At 44.6% G+C, this 22603-nt stretch carries 24 protein-coding genes; 12 read left to right on the forward strand and 12 right to left on the reverse strand.

Annotation, left to right across the window (positions count from 1 at the left end):
- Positions 1–126: 126 nt before the first annotated feature.
- The 5 genes from mqnE to ku all read left to right on the forward strand — a co-directional run bounded on the left by mqnE (position 127) and on the right by ku (position 4081).
- Complete coding sequence (gene mqnE, locus ACO1NU_RS03865) at positions 127–1344, forward strand: aminofutalosine synthase MqnE (RefSeq protein ID WP_448817239.1); 1218 nt, start codon at positions 127–129, stop codon at positions 1342–1344.
- Between the two features lie 3 nt (positions 1345–1347).
- Positions 1348–1965 carry a histidine phosphatase family protein gene (locus ACO1NU_RS03870; protein WP_448817146.1) on the forward strand — a complete coding sequence of 206 codons (618 nt, stop codon included), beginning with the start codon at positions 1348–1350 and terminating at the stop codon, positions 1963–1965.
- On the forward strand, positions 1962–2681 hold the full coding sequence (locus ACO1NU_RS03875) for a menaquinone biosynthetic enzyme MqnA/MqnD family protein (protein ID WP_448817147.1): 720 nt from the start codon (positions 1962–1964) through the stop codon (positions 2679–2681). The genes ACO1NU_RS03870 and ACO1NU_RS03875 overlap by 4 nt, the downstream gene beginning before the upstream one ends.
- 137 nt (positions 2682–2818) lie before the next feature.
- Positions 2819–3289, forward strand: a complete 471-nt coding sequence (locus ACO1NU_RS03880) for a ferritin-like domain-containing protein (protein WP_448817148.1) — start codon at positions 2819–2821, stop codon at positions 3287–3289.
- 12 nt (positions 3290–3301) lie between these two features.
- Positions 3302–4081 carry a non-homologous end joining protein Ku gene (gene ku / locus ACO1NU_RS03885; RefSeq protein WP_448817149.1) on the forward strand — a complete coding sequence of 260 codons (780 nt, stop codon included), beginning with the start codon at positions 3302–3304 and terminating at the stop codon, positions 4079–4081.
- A gap of 61 nt (positions 4082–4142) precedes the next feature.
- Here ku and ACO1NU_RS03890 read toward each other — a convergent pair whose 3' ends face one another.
- From ACO1NU_RS03890 to ACO1NU_RS03910, 5 genes are all read right to left on the reverse strand, one after another.
- Complete coding sequence (locus ACO1NU_RS03890; protein ID WP_448817150.1) at positions 4143–5312, reverse strand: tetratricopeptide repeat protein; 1170 nt, start codon at positions 5310–5312, stop codon at positions 4143–4145.
- Between the two features lie 5 nt (positions 5313–5317).
- The gene (locus ACO1NU_RS03895; RefSeq protein ID WP_448817151.1) at positions 5318–6346 is read right to left on the reverse strand and encodes a tetratricopeptide repeat protein; all 1029 of its coding nucleotides are present in this window, start codon (positions 6344–6346) and stop codon (positions 5318–5320) included.
- 89 nt (positions 6347–6435) lie between these two features.
- Complete coding sequence (gene gyrA / locus ACO1NU_RS03900; protein WP_448817152.1) at positions 6436–9066, reverse strand: DNA gyrase subunit A; 2631 nt, start codon at positions 9064–9066, stop codon at positions 6436–6438.
- A gap of 163 nt (positions 9067–9229) precedes the next feature.
- Positions 9230–10126 carry an oxygen-dependent coproporphyrinogen oxidase gene (hemF, locus tag ACO1NU_RS03905; RefSeq protein WP_448817153.1) on the reverse strand — a complete coding sequence of 299 codons (897 nt, stop codon included), beginning with the start codon at positions 10124–10126 and terminating at the stop codon, positions 9230–9232.
- A gap of 72 nt (positions 10127–10198) precedes the next feature.
- On the reverse strand, positions 10199–10720 hold the full coding sequence (locus tag ACO1NU_RS03910; protein WP_448817154.1) for a DUF2911 domain-containing protein: 522 nt from the start codon (positions 10718–10720) through the stop codon (positions 10199–10201).
- 141 nt (positions 10721–10861) lie between these two features.
- Between ACO1NU_RS03910 and ACO1NU_RS03915 the strand changes: the two genes are divergently transcribed.
- Positions 10862–11335: a DUF4442 domain-containing protein gene (locus ACO1NU_RS03915; protein WP_448817155.1), complete on the forward strand. Its 474-nt coding sequence runs from the start codon at positions 10862–10864 to the stop codon at positions 11333–11335.
- Positions 11336–11339: 4 nt separating this feature from the next.
- On the forward strand, positions 11340–11981 hold the full coding sequence (locus ACO1NU_RS03920; RefSeq protein ID WP_448817156.1) for an AlbA family DNA-binding domain-containing protein: 642 nt from the start codon (positions 11340–11342) through the stop codon (positions 11979–11981).
- Here ACO1NU_RS03920 and ACO1NU_RS03925 read toward each other — a convergent pair whose 3' ends face one another.
- From ACO1NU_RS03925 to rpsO, 3 genes are all read right to left on the reverse strand, one after another.
- Positions 11982–12347: a response regulator gene (locus ACO1NU_RS03925; protein WP_448817157.1), complete on the reverse strand. Its 366-nt coding sequence runs from the start codon at positions 12345–12347 to the stop codon at positions 11982–11984.
- Between the two features lie 257 nt (positions 12348–12604).
- Positions 12605–14755 (reverse strand): polyribonucleotide nucleotidyltransferase, encoded by a 2151-nt coding sequence (gene pnp, locus ACO1NU_RS03930; protein ID WP_448817158.1) that lies wholly within the window; start codon positions 14753–14755, stop codon positions 12605–12607.
- A 130-nt stretch (positions 14756–14885) separates the two neighbouring features.
- Entirely contained in the window at positions 14886–15164 is a 279-nt protein-coding gene (gene rpsO / locus ACO1NU_RS03935; RefSeq protein ID WP_448817159.1) for a 30S ribosomal protein S15, read from the reverse strand.
- Positions 15165–15331: 167 nt separating this feature from the next.
- Between rpsO and ACO1NU_RS03940 the strand changes: the two genes are divergently transcribed.
- Positions 15332–15754 carry an acyl-CoA thioesterase gene (locus ACO1NU_RS03940; RefSeq protein ID WP_448817160.1) on the forward strand — a complete coding sequence of 141 codons (423 nt, stop codon included), beginning with the start codon at positions 15332–15334 and terminating at the stop codon, positions 15752–15754.
- An 11-nt stretch (positions 15755–15765) separates the two neighbouring features.
- On the opposite strand, the gene ACO1NU_RS03945 is transcribed toward ACO1NU_RS03940, so the two are convergent.
- Complete coding sequence (locus tag ACO1NU_RS03945; protein ID WP_448817161.1) at positions 15766–16761, reverse strand: D-alanine--D-alanine ligase; 996 nt, start codon at positions 16759–16761, stop codon at positions 15766–15768.
- Between the two features lie 68 nt (positions 16762–16829).
- On the opposite strand from ACO1NU_RS03945, the gene ACO1NU_RS03950 reads away from it, so the two are divergent.
- Genes ACO1NU_RS03950 through ACO1NU_RS03965 form a run of 4 tightly spaced genes read left to right on the forward strand, consistent with a single transcriptional unit; the run spans position 16830 to position 20141 of the window.
- The gene (locus ACO1NU_RS03950; protein ID WP_448817162.1) at positions 16830–17609 is read left to right on the forward strand and encodes a PASTA domain-containing protein; all 780 of its coding nucleotides are present in this window, start codon (positions 16830–16832) and stop codon (positions 17607–17609) included.
- A 38-nt stretch (positions 17610–17647) separates the two neighbouring features.
- The gene (gene mltG, locus ACO1NU_RS03955) at positions 17648–18703 is read left to right on the forward strand and encodes an endolytic transglycosylase MltG (RefSeq protein ID WP_448817163.1); all 1056 of its coding nucleotides are present in this window, start codon (positions 17648–17650) and stop codon (positions 18701–18703) included.
- On the forward strand, positions 18703–19113 hold the full coding sequence (locus tag ACO1NU_RS03960; RefSeq protein ID WP_448817164.1) for an acyl-CoA thioesterase: 411 nt from the start codon (positions 18703–18705) through the stop codon (positions 19111–19113). Before mltG ends, ACO1NU_RS03960 begins: the two co-directional genes overlap by 1 nt.
- Positions 19114–19115: 2 nt before the next feature.
- Entirely contained in the window at positions 19116–20141 is a 1026-nt protein-coding gene (locus ACO1NU_RS03965) for a YihY/virulence factor BrkB family protein (RefSeq protein WP_448817165.1), read from the forward strand.
- Here ACO1NU_RS03965 and pstB read toward each other — a convergent pair.
- From pstB to pstC, 3 genes are read right to left on the reverse strand one after another with little or no spacing between them, the layout of a single operon-like run.
- Positions 20117–20878 (reverse strand): phosphate ABC transporter ATP-binding protein PstB, encoded by a 762-nt coding sequence (gene pstB, locus ACO1NU_RS03970; protein ID WP_448817166.1) that lies wholly within the window; start codon positions 20876–20878, stop codon positions 20117–20119. The genes ACO1NU_RS03965 and pstB overlap by 25 nt on opposite strands.
- Positions 20859–21716 (reverse strand): phosphate ABC transporter permease PstA, encoded by an 858-nt coding sequence (gene pstA, locus ACO1NU_RS03975; protein WP_448817167.1) that lies wholly within the window; start codon positions 21714–21716, stop codon positions 20859–20861. Before pstA ends, pstB begins: the two co-directional genes overlap by 20 nt.
- Positions 21713–22603, reverse strand: coding sequence for a phosphate ABC transporter permease subunit PstC (gene pstC, locus ACO1NU_RS03980; RefSeq protein WP_448817168.1), 891 nt, complete (start codon positions 22601–22603; stop codon positions 21713–21715). Before pstC ends, pstA begins: the two co-directional genes overlap by 4 nt.

Below are 22603 nucleotides of genomic sequence, written 5' to 3' on the forward strand. Positions count from 1 at the left end.
AGCGCCTTAGGCGCTGCGTATATGATAGTTCTGCCCCGCAAATATGCAAATTCATATTCAGCTACTTATTCATTCTTACAAGAAAATGATTGAGTAAATACCTGCTTTATTGTATTTTTGGAAATGATGGATACCAGTCAACATGCATTGAATGTAATCTTAAGTGATTCGTCAATAGATCCTGAACTCAAAAGGATTGCAGAAAAGGTTGAAGCCGGCGAACGTATCTCCTTTGACGAAGGGGTAATCCTTTTTGAAAAGGGTGAATTGGGATACCTGGGCATATTAGCAAACCATGTAAGGGAAAAACTACATGGTCATAAAACCTACTTTAACAGAAATTTTCATATTGAACCAACAAATCTCTGCGTCTATGATTGCAAGTTTTGTTCTTACTCGCGTTTAATTAAGGAGCGTTCGGAGGGATGGGAACTTACAATGGACGAGATGATGAACATCGTTAAAAAGTACGATGATCAACCCGTTACTGAGGTACACATCGTAGGCGGTGTTCTTCCACAGTACGATATGCGGTTCTATTCGGACCTCTTCAGCAACATTAAAAAGCACCGTCCGGAGTTACACGTCAAGGCCCTGACACCTGTCGAATACCACTATATTTTCAAAAAGGCAAAACTCGACTATGCAACAGGAATGCGTATGATGAAAGAAGCCGGACTTGAGTCTATGCCTGGTGGAGGCGCAGAGATATTCCATCCGGAAATCCGCGATCAGATAGCAAAAGATAAATGTACGGGCGAGCAATGGCTGCAGATCCACGAAGAGTGGCACAAACTGGGTCAGCGTTCAAATGCTACTATGTTATATGGACATATTGAGAAGTTCTGGCACAGGGTTGATCATATGGAACAGCTTAGGCAATTACAGGATCGTACAGGAGGTTTCCAGACTTTCATTCCATTGAAATTCAGAAATAAAGACAATCAAATGTCGGCTGTGGACGAAGTATCTGTGATAGAAGATCTCCGGAATTACGCCATCTCCCGGATTTATTTGGACAACTTCGACCATATAAAAGCTTACTGGGCCATGATAAGCCGCAGTACAGCGCAGCTTTCCCTGAATTTCGGGGTTGACGACATCGATGGAACACTGGATGATACAACCAAGATCTATTCTATGGCAGGCGCTGAAGAACAGAATCCTGCGATGTCTACTAAGGAACTGGTACAACTTATCAAGGATGCTGGTCGCCATCCGATTGAGAGAGATACGCTGTATAATGTAATAACCGACTTTAAGGATCACATATTTGATGAAGAAGAGGCTAAACCTCAATTCTACAAGCTACCTGTATTGAATTCAACAGGGGCAGAAATCTAAGAAATGAACAAAACCATCTATATCATCCGGCATGGAGAAACTGACCTCAATTTCAGAGGCGTTGTACAAGGCAAAGGGATGAATACCGATCTGAATGACCTCGGCCGCTTTCAGGCTGAGGCCTTCTATAACTACTACGAAAACGTACCATTCGATCATATATACACTTCAACGCTTAAAAGGACGCATCAGACTGTACAGCGGTTCATAGATAAGAATATTGCCTGGACACAGCTTGCTGGGCTTGATGAGATAGGCTGGGGGGTATACGAAGGTGTGGAGAGCAGCGAGGCTGTAAAGCAAGCCTTTACTGATATGCTTGGAAGCTGGGTAGCAGGGCAGGTCACTGAAAAGTTTGAAGAAGGGGAGAGTCCTGAAGAGGTTAAAACCCGGCAACTGGAGGCTTTCGAGCATATACTTGAAAACGAAAACGCCAGGAATATCCTGGTATGCATGCACGGTCGTGCTATGAGAATATTGTTATGCGTTCTGCTTAACAAGCCTCTTTCCGAAATGGACCAATTTCCTCATTCAAACACCACACTTTACAAATTGGAGTACGACGGAACAGCGTTTTCAATCATTGAATTTAATAACACAGACCATTTAACGATAAAGTGAGTAGATTAAGAATTTCGGCAGTTTCATATACAAATAGCAAACCATTCGCATACGGCATTGAACACTCAGGGTTAATAAATAAAATAGATTTAACCTACGACATACCTTCAGATTGTGCACAAAAGCTCATTGATAATAAGGCAGATATCGGTCTCGTACCGGTAGCAGCTTTGCTAAATGTTCCTGATTATCACATCCTGGGCGACTATTGTATTGGTTCCGTCGGTGCTGTAAATTCGGTATTCATTTTTAGCGAAAAGCCCATTCACGAAGTCAGCACCATCCGACTTGATCCGCAATCTCGTACATCCAATAATCTCGCACGAGTGCTTGTAAAAAACTATTGGAAGCTGTCGCCAACGTTTGTCACTGAAGGAGACGCAGATGCCTTTGTGGAGATTGGAGACCGGACTTTTCCTCACATAAATAGTTTTCCTTTTTCCTATGATTTAGGGGAACATTGGCTTAAATTTACCGGACTGCCGTTCGCATTTGCTGTCTGGGCTTCTAACAAGCCAGTCGCCGACGAATTCATTAAAGAACTCAACAGCGCATTAAAGCTCGGTCTGGACAATCGCGATAAGGTACTTGAGCAGCTGCCTCGTTATGAAGGCTTTGATCTTCATGATTACCTGTACAACAAGCTTGATTTCGATCTGACTCCAGAGAAACGATCTGCAATATCAAAATATCTCCAGCTTGTAAAGGATCTTTAAATTCCCCTAACTTCCTTCTAAAATTTATTTGTTTCATAATTAGCATTATGTTAAATAGACTTCCGTGCATGTTCCCTCCCGGCATGCCTTGAAAACTATTTCCTGAGTCAATCGTTTAGTTCGTATATCTAAAGACTATGACTTACTCAGAAAACTATAGCAAACAATTACAACGCCTTTATAAGATCATCCAGGAAGGTCATAAAGGCTATGTTGATGCCAGCGAGCACGCTAAATCATCAGATCTTAAAATGCTGTTTCAAAAGATCAGCGCCGAGCGCAGCGCCCTGGCAGATCAGATGGCTTCGAAAATGTCCGAGTTCGGCTATGATCCAAATGCCAAAGATGACGCGCTGGGTGTCCTCCACCGTGGCTGGATGAATATAAAAGCGTCTATGACATCAAACTCGGATCAAAGTATATTGGAAAGCTGCAGAAACGGTGACCAGGCTGCTCTTGATGCGTTCGATGACGTCCTTCAGGGCGAAATACTTTATGACACGGAGCTAAAGTCTTTCTTGATGGAGCTTCGCCTTAAAATCAATGAGACGTTCCTTGATCTGGATAAACGATATTTCGAACTGTTTAAGAAAGATCCAAGCTTATAGAGGAGATTAACTATGAGGTCAATTTGGAAGGGTTCTATTGGATTCGGACTGGTCAACATTCCGGTTAAGCTGTTTTCTGCAGTGCAGAACAGTGGCCTTGATCTGGACATGCTCGATTCCAGAGATCACTCAAGGATCAAATACCACAGGGTGAACGAAAAAACCCAAAAGGAAGTGCCGTATGATAAGATAGTCAAAGGCTATATGCTGGACGACGACTATGTCATATTGGAGGACAAGGACTTTGAAGATGCAAGTCCTGAAAAGACAAAAATCATCGAGATCGAAAATTTCTTTGATATTTCGGATATCAGTCCGATGTACTACGAAACATCCTACTATACACAACCCGAGACACAAGGTCGAAAAGCCTATACCCTCCTATTGAAATCGCTTCAAAAATCAAAAAAAGCAGGTCTGGCAAGGTTTGTACTGAGAAGCACAGAAAATCTTTGTGTTATCCATCCTGTAGGCGAGATCATTGTGATTACGAAGATCCGGTTCGCTGAAGAGATCCGTTCATCAGAAGAACTTACTCCTGCCGAAGGACAGGAAATAACAATAAGCAAAAAAGAGCTGGATATGGGTCTTGCTCTTATCAATCAATATAGCAGTAAATTTGATATCACGCAATTCAAAGATGAGTACCATAATGAATTGCTGAAGATTGTCAAGGCTAAAGCAAAAGGCAAGAGGCCTACCATCAAGAAGCTTAAACCGCAGAAAGCTTCAGGAGATGATCTGTATGATCAACTGATGCAAAGTCTGAGCGGATCAAGAAAGGGAGCTTGACCTGCCTATACAAAAAAAGCCAGAGTGAAACACCCTGGCTTTTTTTGTATAAGTAAATACTCTACAGTGCATTTATTTTAGCATCGATTTCATCGATCTTCGCTTTGTTCTGCTTGATTGTATAATAGGTCTTCAAATTCTTCAAAGACAATTCAGATTTTGGATTCAGTTCAACAGCTTTAGTCAGGTACGGCAGAGCACGATCAAATTCAGCCTGCGCCTTCTTCATAGTAGCTGTGTATTCAGCTTGCTTGCTTGCAGGTAGCTTATTAGCTTTATTGTAAATAACGATTCCGTTATTCATGATCAAACCGCCTAAGTTAATGTAAGCATCAGTATAAGATGGATCCAGTTCAATTGCCTTTTTGTAAGCAGTCTCAGCTTTTACATTATCTTCAAGTGAGTTATAAGCGATTCCAAGGTAAAAAGGATATAGCTTATTTGTTGGCTCTTTAGCAGCCTGCGCAGAAATTTTTTCGATCACTTCTTTTTGCTTTCCTGTCATCAGGCTAAACTCGATCTCTCTTGTTGCAAGATCAGAGCTCTGAGGGAATTTGGCAGCACCCTCTCCTGCTATCCTGATTGCACTTGCAGTGTCCTTTGTTGCTGCATAAAGTACAGAAAGGTTAGAATATACATTCTCCAAAGATGAGTAGTTAGTTGGGAGCAGTTCTGTAAACCTCTTGATAGCGTTAGGATAATCTTTGCCGTTCATAGCCGAGATGCCCGCTGCATAATTCAATAATGTATCTCCAGGCGCGTAATCGAGGCCTTTCGTAAACTGCGTATATGCATTTGAATAGTCGCCTTTATCAAGGAAACGCTTGCCTACGTTAAACTGATTGATATACAACAGGTTTCCAACTTTTGCAATATTCTCTTTGTTCTTTCCTTCCTTATCCAGCTCCTTAGCCTTCGCTAATGCTGTAGTCGCCTCAGAAGCGAGATTTGCTGATGCATTGGTCGTGTCGCTTGTTGCAAGATCTGCATATATCAAGGCTTTGTATGTCCATGCTGTTGGGTCTGCTGCTGTTTTCTCGTGTACAACTGCTTTATCCACAGCTTCTTTAGCTGCAGTGATCTTTGGAGCTGCAAGCGCAGGACTTGCTGCCTTCAGAGCAGCATAACTGTCGTATTCAGATTTGGCAGTATTTACTGCAGACTTTTGTGCAAAAGCGGTAGCAGATATTCCTGATACAGCTAGTGCAAGTAATAGAGACTTGGTTTTCATATACTTCAATTTGTAAGAATAAATTGTTTTAGTTTCTCATTAACCCTTTCCAGTTCTACCATATCCCCGGTATTATTGTATAGAACGGCTAGAGATTTCAGAACATTAACCGAGTTCGGGTTGATTTCCCCTGCTATAGTAAGGTATTTCTTCGCTAAACTCAGACTTGATTCTTGTTTATTGTTTGGGCGGATGTATGAATTAAGATAAAATAAGCCTAGTGCATAATTTCCTTCGTAATTATTAGGCTCTAAAGTGATAACTTTCTGGTAATATTCAATGGCTTTTTCTTTTTTTCCCATGGCCTCGTAGGAAAAACCTGCCAAATAATTTAAGCTCACATTGTCTGAATCCAGCTGCAAAGCATCAGCTACAATGCGCTCAACTTCATTGTATGAACCATTTTCAACATAGATGTTGATTTCCTTAAAAAGAAGATCCTTATTTCCGGGAAATAAGCGACGCCCTTCACGGAGAACTTCCAGAGACCTGTTGCTGTTTTTGAAATCGTATAGATTAGACAGGGCAAGGTAATATGCGGGCAAGGAGCGTTTCTTATCAGCAATGAGTTGCTCATAATAATAGATAGCGCGGTTGCTGGAACCTAGGCGCTCGCTTAATATCGCCAGATTGTGTTTTACCAGATAGTTCGTTTTGTCAAGTGAATCGACCGAAAGATAAGCACTGTAGGCATCTGCGTACTTTTCTGATGCAGAGGCCTTATTCGCTCGTACTAAATACGCCTTAGCCAACTGGTTATTTATAAAGTCGAGTTCGGGCTTATTCTCATCATTGAGCTTCGGGCTCTTCAAACGTCTGAATGAGAACTTCGTTTCCTCTATCGGGTCCTTTACATACTTCAGCTTCCTCGTTGAGTCAGCAAAAGCCAGTGATGAATACACCAGGCTTCGTATCAGGTTATTTTTGTAATTGAAAGAATCTTTTTTGCTCTTGTAAGCACCATCAATTGCAGTTCTTGCTTTCTCCAGATGCGAGAACTGAGCCGTAGATGTATAAAGGGCAAAGTTATTCATCGCTTCTTTTGTAAGTGTTTGTGCAGAAAGATAACTTCCTGCACAACACAAAACTGTGATTAATATAAGTTGCCTTTTCATTGCTGACATTAATCTTCTAACGTATCCTCTTCAGAATTCGTATCATCATTATCAGTTGCATCCTCATCTTCTACCGGTTCATCCTCCTCTACTTCTTCATCCAGGATGTCTCCAGCCTGATCGTCGTCCTCACTCGGTTCATTAAGAATCTCCGCCTTTTCAGCCTCTTCCTCGTGCTCCACTTTTGCAATAGATGCAATCGCATCGTCCGCTTTTAGTGAAATCAGTCTGACACCTTGCGTAGCGCGACCCATAACACGAAGTTCGCCGATCGCAATCCGGATAACAATACCCGAACGGTTAATAATCATCAGATCGTCCGTATCAGTCACATCTTTGATTGCAACAAGTTCGCCGGTCTTCTCCGTCACGTTAAGTGTCTTCACACCTTTTCCGCCACGGTTCGTAACACGGTAATCTTCCAGGTTTGTACGCTTTCCATAGCCCTTTTCAGAGACTACTAACACAGTTGCATCCTGGTTATTGATGCTCAGCATACCAATAACTTCGTCTTTATCATGCGCCAGAGTAACTCCCCTTACACCGGTAGCAGTTCTTCCCATCGGCCGAACCGTACTCTCGTTGAAGCGGATAGCCCTTCCCGAACGCAAAGCCATAATAATTTCGCTGCTGCCATCTGTCAGGTTCGCTTCAAGTAACTGGTCTCCGTCGTTGATATTGATGGCGTTGATACCATTTGCACGCGGACGGGAATATGCCATCAAAGAGGTCTTCTTAATCGTTCCCTTCGCGGTACACATAATGATAAAGTTATTCTCCAGATATTCCTGATCTTTCAGGTTCTTTACCTTGATATAAGCCTTTATCTTCTCTTCTTTCGGAATATTGATGATATTCTGAATCGCCCTTCCCTTACTGGTTCTCGAACCTTCAGGTACTTCAAACACACGCAGCCAGAAACAACGTCCAGCCTCAGTGAAGAAGAGCATATAGTTGTGGTTCGAAGCAATGATGATATGCTCAATGAAATCCTGATCTCTTGAGTTCGATCCTATCGATCCTTTTCCGCCTCTTCCCTGTGTGCGATATTCTGTCAGCGGGGTACGCTTGATATAGCCTTCGTGAGAGATGGTAATAACAACTTCCTCATCATCGATGAAGTCTTCCATTGACATGTCTTCTGCAGAGTGTACAATGGTCGTTCTTCGCTCATCTCCGTACTTCTCTCTAACTTCCTCAAGTTCATCTTTGATGATCTGCATACGCAAACCTTCGTCAGCAAGCACTGATTTCAGATACTCAATAGATTTCATCAGCTCATCGTATTCCTCCTTGATCTTATCACGCTCCAGGCCGGTTAAACGACGAAGCGTCATATCCAGAATTGCTCTCGCCTGGATATCGGATAAGCCAAAGGTCTCCATTAAGCCTGTTCTTGCTTCTTCCGGAGTACCTGAAGAGCGGATCAGACGTATAACTTCCTCAATATGATCGAGAGCTATTAATAAGCCTTCTAGCACATGCGCACGCTTTTCAGCCTCCGCAAGTTCAAATCTTGTACGACGGATCACGACCTCATGGCGGTGATCTACGAAATGCTTGATCAGATCTTTCAGGTTCAGCAACATCGGACGGCCTTTAACCAGGGCGATATTGTTGATACTGAACGGCGTCTGAAGCGCAGTATATTTATATAAATTATTAAGAACGACAGATGAATTTGCGTCACGTTTAATCTCGTAAACTACACGCATTCCATCTCGGTCAGACTCATCCCTGATCTCTGAAATACCTTCCAGCTTCTTCTCATTAATGAGTTCCGCCGTCCGCTCGATCATTGTAGCCTTGTTTACCAGGTATGGAATTTCGCTTACTACGATTCGTTCACGATCATTCCCGTATGATTCGATCTCAGCCTTTGCACGTACTACAACACGTCCGCGGCCCGTCTCATATGCATCCTTTACACCGGCATGTCCGTAGATCGTACCTCCGGTCGGAAAATCGGGAGCTTTCACGTGTTGCATCAGCTCCGAAATCTCGATATCTCTGTTGTCGATAAAAGCTACTGTAGCATTGATAACTTCATTCAGATTGTGAGGCGCCATATTGGTAGCCATACCAACCGCGATACCTGAAGCTCCGTTAACCAGGAGGTTCGGAATTTTTGAAGGCAACACGGATGGCTCTTCCAGAGAGTCGTCAAAGTTCAACTGATAGTCAATCGTATCTTTATTGATATCAGCAAGCATTTCTTCAGCTATCTTCTTCAGACGAGCTTCTGTATAACGCATTGCTGCGGGACTGTCACCATCAATGGATCCAAAGTTTCCCTGTCCGTCAACCAATGGATAACGAAGGCTCCAGTCCTGGGCCATACGAACCATGGTACCGTAAACAGATGAATCACCATGCGGGTGATACTTTCCTAATACGTCTCCGACAATACGAGCCGATTTCTTATGAGGTCTTCCGCTGGTAACTCCCAGGTCAAGCATTCCGTAAAGAACGCGTCGGTGTACAGGCTTCATACCATCTCTTACATCGGGAAGCGCACGAGATACAATCACAGACATTGAATAGTCAATGTATGCAGACCTCATTTCTTGTTCGATGTTTATGGGAATAATGCGATCGTGGGCGGGTTCTAAATTTTCGTTTTCTGTTTCTTCAGCCATCGTATGATAGTTGGTTTTTGAAATGTACAGTCGTAATAAATGACGACTTGCGAAGATAAGAAATTATTGCACAATACCTGCCTCAACGTGGGAAAATGCCTGCTTTAAGGCAGGTATTAAGAGCAAAAGATTGATAATGAACAGATAGTTAAATGAGCGGATATTAAAACGTCCAGTTAATTCCCTTTTTAAGAAGTTGAAGCGTTTTCTCTTCTTCCGAACCGGCCTCCGGGATATAATTATACACCCAGTTTGCCTGAGGCGGCAAACTCATCAGAATAGATTCTATACGCCCGTTTGTTTCCAGGCCAAACTTGGTCCCCGCGTCGTACACAAGATTAAATTCTGCATACCTGCCGCGACGTACATACTGCCATTCCTTCTGCTGCTGAGTAAAGGATTGATTGCGGTGACGATCAACAAGTTCCTTGTAGATAGGCACAAAAGAACGTCCTACTGCTTTCGAAAATTCAAAAATAGATTCCCAGCTAATACCTGTCTTTTCAGGATTGAGCCGGTCGTAAAATATTCCGCCGATCCCACGGGTCTCGTCGCGGTGCTTGATATAAAAATAGTCGTCTGCCCAGGTTTTGAACTTATAATAGAACTCCTTATTAAACTGATCACAAACACTCCTGATGTATTCATGAAAGAAGCGGGCATCTTCAGGGTATACATAATGAGGAGTAACATCAATTCCCCCGCCAAACCACCGAATGGAATCATTCATCTCGAAATACCTGATATTCATGTGGATGATCGGTATGAGCGGATGACTGGGGTGGATAACGATCGACACTCCCGTTGCGAAGAATTCACTTGAATCAACCTTGAGGGAGGTTTTCACAACTTCGGGCAGGTGACCAAATACTGCCGAGAAATTTACCCCGCCCTTTTCGATGATTGTTCCGTTCTGCATGATGCGGGTTCTGCCGCCGCCGCCACCTTCCCGTGACCAAACTTCCTGCTGGAATTTTCCTGATGTATCTAGAAGTTCCAGACCCGCACAAATCTCATCCTGAATGACTTGATATTGGGCAGAGATCTCTTCTTTTGTCATAGTTAGCTATTTTAGATTTGCATGTTGCAACCGGTACAACATGCAAATCTAAAATTATAATTCCAGTAACCGTTATTTAATAGAAACGGGAACGGAAATGTTCTCCCACTGCAATACAAAACCGCCTTTATTGATGGTGTAGGTCAGCCTTTCTTTTGCAGCAGACACCTTCTTGGGTTTAACCGAAACCCGCAGTGCGTCCTGGCCTTCTTCATACTTATAAGCGCCCCACTGATCGGAAGTTTTATTAAATATGACTGTCCAATTTAATGCGGTCGGGATCATAAAGAGCGAGTAGGTCCCGGCAGAAAGTGGCTTTCCCTCGACAAGTATATCGGCACTCGTTGTAAATACAGTGGCCTTGTTCGCGCCTGCTCTCCATACCTGGTCAAATGGCACAAGTGCACCCCAGATTTTGCGGCCTTTCACAGACGGACTGCTGTATTTAATTTCAACATTGGCCTTCCCTATCTTGCCGCTCACGCTGTCTGCGGGACTTGGTGCCGGCTTAGCCTGAGCGCATACATGGTTAGCTGAAAACAATAGAGCGAATGCTAAAAAAGCGGACACGCTTAGAACTTTAACCTTTTTCATGGATTTCAATTTTTGGAGTTAGTTAATCTGGCACAAGATAGATTAATTTTTATCGTCTGACAAGCAAATGCATATGCGACACGGTAACAAGTCTAAGCTCAAATCATGTTTATTTTCGCAAAAATTCGGATATTCGTCAAGATGCTTGTATCCGAAAGAACCCTCACCTGGATTATGCGATTCTATCCCCCGCTCCTGTTTCAGCGAATCTGGGTCAAGAAGTTTCATAAAGATTATCTCGGCGTCGAAGTGAGGATTTTCAAAAGCTATATCAACATCAACTATAACAGATCGATCTTCGGAGGCACGATCTATGCTGCAGCCGATCCCTTCTATCCTGTCCTCTTCTACCAACTCATGTTACGAAGGGGATATAGAACCATAGTATGGCAAAAGTCCGCTGAGATCTTTTATCTTAAACCAGGAAGGACCAATTTATATTTTAACATCAAAATCGACGTTAAAGAGGTGGATTCAATTTGTTCTCTGCTGGATGAAAATGGCAAGACAGAACATCATTGCGTCCTCGAGATTACTGACGAAAGTGGCGATATAGCTGCACGTGTTTCCAATCTGGTCTATATCAGACATCTGGACGCACCTAAAAGACAATAAAGCGATGAACAGACTTAGACCGCAGAACATAAAACAGATGATCTTTGACGGAGAGGGTATGCTTGTTGACTTCAAGAAGACCATTACATCCTGTTCTAAAATAGCCAAAACCCTTGTCGCGTTTGCAAACAATAAAGGCGGTAAGCTGCTCATTGGTATCGCAGACAACGGAAGTGTGAAAGGTGTAAGATCTGAAGATGAAGAAAAATACATGATTACCAAGGCGGCCACATACTTTTGCAGACCCATGGTCGACGTGCAGTTTGAAGAAGTCTATGTAGAGAATAAACTCGTGCTGGTTGCCGATGTGAGGGAAAGTGACACCAAGCCCCACTATTCTCTGGGAGAAGACAACAAATGGTGGGTTTATGTCAGGGTGAAAGACAAAAGCCTGCTTGCAAGCAAAATCGTAGTCGACGTGCTAAAGGCAAGCCAGGGAGAAGCCGGTGTCCTCATCGAGTATTCTGATAAAGAACGGACACTCCTTCAATATCTTGACGCCAATGAGCGTATATCTGCGAGGGACTCCAGCAAATTACTGAACCTTCCCAGAAGACGTACCCAGAAGTTACTTGTGACACTGGTTCTATCGGGCATTATCAAGTTGCACACCACCGAAACAGAGGAATATTACACCGCTTCCTGACTAAGCCGCCAGCCGGTTGTTTACTTTCGATATCAGGTAATAGATATCAAAGGGCTTCGCGATAAAGTCATCGGGAGCGTCTGGCTGATCCAATGAGCTTTTTAGATCGTGACTCGCGGAGATCATAATGATCGGAATATTACTGAACTCCTGATTCCGCTTTAATGCCTTACAGATCTCCCGTCCATCTAAATCATCCAGCATTACATCCAGCAGAATCAGATCAGGATGCACCTGCGCTACCATATCCATAACAGACCTTCCATCGGAAATTGTTACCACCTCGTACCCCTCAAATGAAAGTATTTCATTTATAACATCCAGAATTGCAGGGTTATCATCTATCGCCAAAATTCGCTTTCCCATAGTGACTTACAATAACCAAGATTTGTGCCAATATTTTAAGTGTCAATACCGGGCGTTTAATCAGGAAAAAGTCCTTTCTATGCAACTCCATTGAGCAACAGGGAATACACCCTGTACAAAAAAAAGAACTGTTTAGAGCGATCAAGCTGACCTAAAATAATGACGATCATCGTGTTCAGACCCTGAAAGGCACAAAAAAAGCCGCTTTTGCAAGCGGCTCTTAATATTTATCAGTGAGTTTACTCAAATTCCTGAGATTACTCAGAAGCTGCTGGCTTCTTATCTTCTCTTGGAGGGCGTGGCAAAAGTGCTTTTCTTGAAAGCTTCAGTTTACCCTGCTTATCTACTTCCAGAAGTTTAACTCTTACTTCATCACCAACCTGGAAGATACCGTCCATAGACTCATAACGTTTCCAGTCGATTTCAGAAATATGCAGCAATCCGTCTTTACCTGGCATGATCTCTACGAAAGCACCGAAAGGCATAATTGACTTCACCTTACCTTCGTAGATCTCTCCTACTTCAGGCTTAGCAACGATCGCTCTGATACGCTTAACAGCTTTATCAATCGCTTCCTTGCCTGGAGCAAAGATGCTGATCACACCCTGGTTGTCTTTTTCTTCGATCGTGATAGTTGTATTCGTCTCACGCTGCATCTCCTGGATGATCTTTCCACCTGGCCCAATTACAGCACCGATGAATTCCTTGTCAATTCTCAGCACTTCGATTCTTGGTGCATGAGGTTTAAGCTCAGGATTAGGCTCCGCAAGCGTTTTCTTGATCTCATTCAGGATGTGCAGACGTCCTTCTTTAGACTGTGCTAAAGCAGCACTTAACACTTCCCATCTCAATCCATTGATCTTCAAGTCCATCTGGCAGGCAACGATACCCTTGTCTGTACCAGTAACCTTAAAGTCCATATCTCCCAGGTGATCTTCATCGCCCAGAATGTCAGAAAGAACGGCGTATTTACCAGTCTTCTCGTCAGTGATAAGACCCATAGCGATACCTGAAACAGGTGCTTTCAATTTCACACCCGCATCCATCAACGCAAGCGTAGCCGCGCAAACAGTTGCCATAGATGATGAACCGTTAGACTCCAGAATGTCTGAAACTACACGTACTGTATATGGATTTTCCTCATCAGCAGGCATAACCTTCTTCAATGAACGCTGAGCCAGGTTACCGTGACCAATTTCACGACGACCAGCACCGCGGTTCGGTCTCACCTCTCCGGTAGAGAATCCAGGGAAGTTATAATGAAGAATAAATTTCTGGTAGCCATTAAAGAATGCTCCGTCAATCATCTGCTCATCTAACTTCGTACCCAAAGTTACTGACGTCAGAGACTGAGTCTCACCACGTGTGAATACAGCAGAACCGTGAGCAGCAGGCAGGTAGCCAACTTCGCTCCAGATCGGACGAACTGTACGTACGTCACGACCATCCAGGCGGATTCCTTCATCCAGGATCAGGTTACGAACCGCATCGTACTGCACATCGTGGAAATATTTTTTAGCAAGAGACTTTGTAACGTCGTCTGCATCTTCTCCAAGAGAAGCAACAAACACGTCCTGAATCTCCGCAAATTTATCGGAACGCTCATGTTTAGACACGCCTGATTTTGCTACAGCATATACCTGCTCATAAGTCTCAGCGAAAACACGCTCTCTCAACTCAGGGTTACTGTGTTCATGTGAATATACACGCTTCTCAGTCTTTCCAGCTTCTACAGTCATTTCTTTCTGTACCTGAACCTGAATTTTGATGGCGCGGTGAGCGAACTCAATTGCTTCGATCATTTCTTCCTCAGAGATCTCGTCTGCCTCTCCCTCAACCATCGTGATGTCGTTCTCAGAACCAGCAACGATGAAATCAAGTGATGCACGGCTCAGATCGCTTAAATAAGGATTGATAACAAGCTGTCCGTCGATCTTCGCTACGCGAACCTCTGAAATCGGACCGTTAAACGGAATGTCAGAAACAGCGAGAGCAGCAGATGCAGCAAGGCCTGCAAGGCAGTCTGGCATAATGTTCTTATCTGCAGAGATCAAAGAGATCATCACCTGCGTGTCTGCATGATAATCCTCAGGGAACATCGGACGTAATGCACGATCCACTAAACGGGAAATAAGGACTTCGTAATCAGAAAGACGCGCTTCACGACGAAGGAATCCTCCTGGTATACGTCCTGTTGCAGCGTATTTTTCCTGGTAGTCTACAGACAAAGGAAGAAAATCAACGCCTTCTTTTGCTGTTTTTGATGATACTACAGTAGCAAGTAACATGGTGTCTCCCATCTTAACTACTACAGAACCGTCGGCTTGCTTGGCTAGTTTACCTGATTCAATTTCGATTGTGCGACCATCGCCTAAATCGAAAGATTTCTTAATTAGATTGTAACTCATTTTGTCGTCATTGCAATGTACCTTTCCTCTTTGAGGTACATTTGGAATGTATTTATTTTATTTGATGCAAAAATAAAATAAAAAAAGCCATTCACATCAGCGAATGGCTTTTTAATTTTTGGATTATGAATTATTTGATGATATCTCTTAATTCTAAAGCTTTGATAATCGCACGGTAGCGGGTAATATCTTTCTTAAACAAATAAGCAAGTAATGCGCGACGCTTTCCTACAAGTTTCTGAAGAGCTAACTGAGTAGAAAAATCTTTTCTGTTCTTCTTCAAATGCCCGGTTAAATGAGCGATACGAGTAGTGAATAATGCAACCTGTCCTTCAGCAGAACCAGTATCAGTTGCTCCTTTTCCATGTTTGGCAAAAATCTCTGCCTTGTTTTCTTTACTTAAATACATTACCTGAATAATATTAAAGCGTTTTTAATTTTGTGAATAGTGCCGCAAAGGTAGTCTTAATTACTTTAAATTCCAATATTTAAATACAAGAGCACCCTTACCCTCTGCCGACATTTTTATTTATTGATTAAATAGCCCAATTTTGCTTGCATACTTCCATTATATATATGCAGCAGACTCACTCCTATAGCAAGTTCCAAACCGTGTTCAAGGTTCGTCCTGACGACATCGACATGTTTAACCACGTTCATAACAGCAAATACTTTGATTATGTACTGGCAGCCCGCTACGAACAGATGGAAGAGTTCTATAAAATGTCCATGGAAGAATTCCTGAGCCAGGGGTTCGGCTGGGTGGTCAAAACAGCATACGTCGACTATAAGCGGCCGCTTACGTTGGGCGACTCGTTCATTGTTGAAACCGGTATCAGCGAACTTCAGGAACGCGGCTGCAAAGTAGCCTTCACCATCAAAAACAAAAAGACAGGAAAGCTCTGCTGCGACGGTTGGTTCGACTACGTCCTGATCGATATTAAATCAGGACGCAGTGCTAAAGTCAGTCCGCAAATGATCGAACGCTATTCTATTTAGAAGCTTCCAGCTTATTTAGAAGCTCCCAGGCTCACCTCGATCAACTCGGTATAAAAGTCTTTTATTGTTCTTCCAGCTGCCCGCACCTGTTGCGGAATAAAGCTGGTCTCCGTTTGTCCCGGAACAGTGTTCACCTCGATAAAGAAGAACTTACCTGTACCTTCTTCCAGGAAGTAGTCAATCCTGACTACCCCAGCGCAATTCAGTTTACTATAGGCCGCTTTGATAACGCGCTCCACCCTTTCGAGTTCCTCATCGTTCATCCTTCCGGGAGTAATCTCCTCAGTAGCTCCGGGGGTATATTTTGCTTCGAAGTCGAAGAACTCCCGATCTGTGATCACCTCTGTACATGGAAGCACCTGAATGCCTTCTTTGCCGCGATAAACGCCGATAGAAAACTCTCTGCCTGACACAAACTCTTCAATCAGCACCTGGGTATCTTCCTGAAATGCCCGTGCTAACGCCTCAGGAAGTTCTTCTGCGGTCTTCACTTTGCTCATACCAATACTGCTTCCGCCATTGTTCGGCTTGATAAACAGCGGCAGATTGAGCTGACTCAGGATCTCCTCTGCTGAAACGGGAGTATGAGAGAACACCTGCAGCGAACGCGCTACGTTCAGGTCGGGGATCCCGGCTACAATCGCTTTGGTATAACCTTTATTCATCGTAATTGCTGAGGTAAGTGCATCACAAGTATTGTAAGGTATGCCCAACATATCAAAATAGCCCTGCAATTTGCCATCTTCACCCGGCGAACCGTGTAATCCAATAAATACCGCATCAAAACGGATAACCGAATCGTTTAGAACGATAGAAAAATCGTTCTTATCTATGGGGTGCTTCACCGCGTTTTCATCAACATAATACCAGCTCTCCTGGGTTATCACGACGGTATATACATCAAATTTCTCGCGATCGATGTTCTGTTCGATTACTGCAGCGCTTTTAAATGAAACGTACGATTCACCGGTGAAACCCCCGGTAACCAGAGCAATGGTATTCTTCATGGTTCAAATATATTTTAAAATCCGCTTTTTTATTTAAGTTTAGCCATCTTTGCCAAAGATTTTGATTCATGAGCAAGCTTTTATCATACCTTAAGACATCTACATTTCGTAAAAACCTGATCATCGCGATTGTATCCGTCTTCGCTTTTCTATTGCTGATTTTCTTTTGCCTCCGCTTCTATACCCGTCACGGTGAGGGCGTTGGCGTACCTAAATTGCAAGGTCTGCCAGTAGGACAAGCGATTGCCCTCTTGGAAGAACAAGGCCTGCGATATCAGATTGATTCGGTTTATCAGATAGACCGTACACCAGGCATGGTGGTCGAACAGGACCCTGACGCAGGTACGAATGTGAAGCTGAATCGAACTATTTACCTCACCATTATTACGCTGAATGCCCCTGATGTCGGCTTCCCCGACATCTTCAACATGAGCTACCTCGAAGCAAGGGCTGTCCTCAGCAATTACGGCATCAAAATCGCCGACACATCATATACCTCCGACATTATGCGCGACCGCGTATTGGAGGTCTCCTTCAGAGGCAAGACCATCAGGAAGGGTGACCCGGTTCCGAAAGGTTCCTCTATCGCCATGGTGCTTGGTGACGGCAAGGGGGCTTCAGAAGTCGATCTTCCAAACCTCGTAGGCCTGTCTCTACCCGAAGCGATCTTCGCCCTCAAAGGCTCATCGTTGAATCCCGGCTCCATTTACTACGAAGGAGCTGTCACGGATAGCGTAAACGCAAGGATCATCAAACAATATCCCACCGTTAGCGATTCTCTGTCTAAAGTGGCAATAGGAACATCAGTCGACATGGTTCTGTCTAACGACCCCGCACCTGTTGAATAAGATGATCCGCAGTAATTTTTAAGCATTCCTAAAAAAACATGACTGAAGAAAAAAAGAAAGGGCTCTCTCCGTTTAAGAAATTCCTGATTGCCTTTGCATTGATCGTTGTGGTTATTCTCGGTATAACCATGTTCAACTATTACCTCCGCTATATGGGGAAAAGTGTCACAGATAACGAGAAGTATCTGTACATCAAGACAGGCTCATCATTCGATGATGTTTATGCCACCATCCGTGAAAAAGAAATTGTAAAAGACTCCATCGTATTCCTGTGGGTAGCACAGAATATGGACTATCCGCTTGCCGTAAAACCGGGTAAATACCGTCTTGAGGATGGAATGAGCAACCGCGCCCTGATTAACATGCTGAAAGCAGGAAACCAGGAGGAAGTGAGTATGCGGTTTCGCGGCCTCCGTCTGAAGCAAAACTTTGCGGCTTATGTCTCTAAGCAGATTGAACCTGATTCCACCACGCTGATTAACTTACTTGATTCCGCGCAGTTCGTCAGCAAGTACGGCTTCAATAAGGAGAATGTCTACGCCATGTTCATCCCGAATACTTATAACATGTATTGGAACATCAGCGCGGAGTCGTTCTTCAAGCGGATGTATGATGAATACCAGAAGTTTTGGAACAAAGAGAGACTTGATAAGGCAAAGGCGCTGAACATGACACCAATCCAGGTGAGTATCCTTGCTGCTATCGTCGACGCGGAAGCGCTGCATGATAAAGAAATGCCTACGATAGCCGGACTCTATCTTAACCGCTACAAGAGAGGAATCAAGCTGCAAGCTGACCCTACGGTCATCTATGCAAATGAGGACTTTACTATTCGCCGCGTGCTCAACCGTCACCTCACAAAAGATTCACCTTACAACACATACGTCTATGCGGGATTGCCTCCGGGCCCTATCATGATGCCCAGCATTAACGCCATCGACGCCGTCCTCAATTACGAGAAACATAATTATATTTACATGTGTGCCAAGGAGGACTTTTCAGGATACCATAACTTCGCAGTGACGGTGGCCGAACATCAGGCTAACGCCAGGAGGTTCCAGCAGGCTTTGAACGAACGCAATATCAAAAGATAATGTTTACACACGAAACCAGAGTGCGGGTGCGTTACGGTGAGACGGATCAGATGGGTTATATGTATTATGGAAACTATGCCGAGTTCTACGAGGTTGCCCGTGTGGAAATGCTCCGCAGCCTGGGTATGACCTACCGTTCTATGGAAGAATCCGGAATCATGATGCCCGTGCTCGAGATGAACTGCAAATACATCAAGCCGGCGAGATACGATGAAGAGCTCCTGATCAGGACTATCGTCGCTAAAATGCCGGGCGTGCGCATCCATTTCAAATATGAATTTTACAACGAGCAGGAGGAGTTCATCCACGTTGGCGAAACAACCCTCGCCTTTGTGGATATGAAAAGAAACCGCCCGTGCTTGCCGCCTGAAGATTTTCAGTCCAGAATGAAACCCTTTTTTGAAAACTAACAATGCCGGGAGTACAGCATTATCTACTGAAGTTCAAACCCTACAACAGGTTTATTGAATGGACAAAGACGGCCGTATTCCCCGTATTCAGTCCTTTACCCATTTATACTATCGGCAGCTTCTTCTTTCAGGAGATCGGTCGCGATTCTCTGGTCAACAAAGCCTCCGCCCTTGCGTATAACTTCTTGCTGGCGGTTTTCCCGGGCATAATCTTTCTCTTTACGCTTATTCCGTATATCCCCGTAGAAGGATTCCAGGAAAAGCTGCTGGCGCTTATCGAGATGGTACTGCCCTCCAACGCCTATCTGGCGGTTCAGTCGACCCTTGAAGATATCATCAAAAAGCAAAATGGTGGCTTGCTCTCCTTCGGTTTTTTCGCCGCGCTCTTCTTTGCCACAAACGGAGTGACGAACCTCATGGCGGCATTCAATAAGTCCTCCCTGCAAATGGAAACCCGCGGCTGGATAAAGCAGCGTATCGTAGCCATTACCCTTACTTTCGTCATTGTACTGGGTCTCGTATTGGGTCTGTCCGTCATCACCGCAGGTGAGTACATCATTGCCAAAGTACAGTCCCGCTTGTCTTTCGAGGGGACAGACTGGATCTGGGTATACATCATTGCCGGAACGAGATGGCTGATCCTGATGATCGTCTACTTTCTTACCATCAGCGTCATCTACCGCTATGCTCCAGCAAATCCTAAAAAATGGAAGCTATTCAGTCCCGGTGCCTGGCTGGCTACCCTGCTCACTATCCTCATCTCCTGGGGCTTTACCTATTACATCAACAACTTCGGCAACTACAATAAAGTGTACGGCTCCATCGGCACGCTCATCGTCATCATGATCTGGATGTTTCTCAACTCCCTGGTCATACTCATTGGCTTCGAGCTGAATGCAAGCATCGACCTCTCCAAGCGAAGCATCAAAATTGTGAGGCCTCATTTCAACACCTTCAAAGACGAGGAGACCGCCGTTCATATCCATAAGAAGACACCTCCCAACTATCCAAAACGTCCAAGCACATAGTTACCGGTCAACTCGTTTTTCGGATGATTAAATACGTCATCTGTATTACCCTGCTCTATGATCTCGCCCAGATACATAAACACAGTCTTATCGGCTACACGCTGCGCCTGTTGCATATTATGCGTCACAATGACGATCGTGTACTTCTTCTTCAGCTTCTGAATAAGGTCTTCGATCTTCAGCGTACTCAGGGGGTCAAGAGCCGAGCAAGGCTCATCCATCAGGATCACCTCAGGCCTTAAAGCCACAGTCCGCGCGATACACAGTCGCTGCTGCTGACCGCCCGACAATGTAATAGCGGGCTTGTGCAACTCGTCTTTTACCTCATCCCAAAGATAGCTTTCCGTCAATGCCTTCTCCACGATGCCGGCCCTTTGCTCTTTGGGGTAACCGTTAATCTTTAATCCGTAATTTATATTTTCATATATACTCTTCGGGAAGGGATTGGCCTTTTGGAAAACCATACCGATCCGGCTCCGCACACGTGTTACAGAAATATGGGGATCGTAAAGATCCTGATCTTCCAGGCAGAACTTTCCCTCGATCCTGGCATTAGACGACAGATCGTGCATTCGATTAAATGCACGCAGCAATGAGCTCTTTCCGCATCCTGAAGGGCCGATCAATGCCGTTACCTGGTGCTCAGGAAAAGCGACATCAATGTTCTTCAATACCTGTTTGCTGCCAAACCAAAGGTTCACTCCGCTTGCAGACAACTTAATGTGCTCTCCGTTCATTCTTATTATGTTTATAGCGTATATAAAAAGCGGTCAGGTTCAGGAGGAATACAACTGCAACCAGTACAAGCGCGGTACCATAAGCCAGCGGACGTACTTCGTCAATGGAATGGTGCTGCGTAGACAACATATACAGGTGGTACGGCAAGGCCATGAACTCCTGGTTCAGGAAACCGCCTGGATTGTTAATGTAAAAGGCCACACCCGTAAACAGGATCGGCGCAGTCTCACCGGCAGCGCGCGACAGCGTCAGCACCAGTCCCGTCAGTATTCCCGGCAATGCCGAAGGAAGTACAACATCGCGGATCGACTCAAACTGAGTAGCTCCAATGGCCAGCGCCGCCTCTCTTGTACTATTGGGAATCCGCCGTAAGGCTTCTTCCGTTGTCGTAATAATATAGGGTAGCGAAAGCAGACCTAAGGTGAGGCCGGCCGACAGCAGTGAGGTACCCATTCCAAGACCCTGGACAAAAAGCGCCAGACCGAACAGGCCGTAAATGATCGAGGGGATACCCGCGAGATTTCTTATCGATGCCCGGATCAGCTTGGTGATCCAGGTCTCAGCTGCATATTCATTCAGATAGATCGCGCAGCAAATACCAAAAGGTGCGGCAGCAATTGCGGTAATCAGCGTCAGCATAACAGTGCCGATGATGGCCGGGAGCACTCCCCCCTTCGTCATCCCCTCTGTTGGGAAGGTGCTTACAAACTCCCAGGAGATCGCTGGTAGACCCTTGATAGTCAGATCCAGAAGGATCACGATCAAAAAGAAACAGACTGTCCCGGTGCTCAGCAGCAGCGTTCCCCATTCTATTATCGGTGTAAATCGTTTCATCATGATGAATGGAATTTCCTGAACTTATTTACAAAATACTCTCCGACCACATTCACCACCAGCGTGATCAGAAACAGCACCGCTGCAATGGCAAAGAGCGCATAATAATGCGTTGTCTGAAAAGGAACCTCGCCCATCTCAATAGCGATCGTCGCTGTCATCGTCCTGACGGAATGGAAGAACCCTTTCGGGAAGGCAGCAGCATTTCCGGTTGCCATCAGCACGGTCATGGTCTCCCCGATTGCTCTTCCAACCCCGAGCATGACCGCAGCCAGGATCCCCGGTGCAGCAGAAGGAATGACAACCTTCGTCAGCGTCTGCCACCTGCTCGCGCCCACACCATAGCTCGCTTCCTTAAACGAATGTGGCACGCCCTGAAGCGCATCTTCGGTAACGGTGATAATTGTGGGCAAAGCCATGACAGCTAATAGAATAGCCCCGTTCAGTGCATTTAATCCATTAGATAAACCTGCAATATTGGCCAGTCCGGGACTGAGAATAACGATTCCCAGAAATCCGATCGCAACAGACGGGATCGCAGCCAGCATTTCTATTGCAGGCTTTAATATATTTTTGAGTCGTCGGCCCGCATATTCAGAAAGGAATGCTGCGGTTCCGATCCCTATAGGAATAGCGATCGCCATCGCCCCTACAGTAACGATAAACGTACTGGTAAGAAGAGGCAGGATCCCGTAGCTTATCGAATCACCTGAAGGGTTCCACTGCGTTCCTGTGATGAAATCCCAGGGCTTTACCTCGGAGAAGAAAGCGCTGCTATTCCAGATCAGCATAAAGAAAATGCCTCCCAATACAGCAATTACCAGAAGTCCAGTTACTCTGAAGATCACTTTCATTCCGAAGTCGATCCGTTCACGTTGTGATAGTTTCAT

This window comes from Arcticibacter sp., assembly GCF_053551015.1.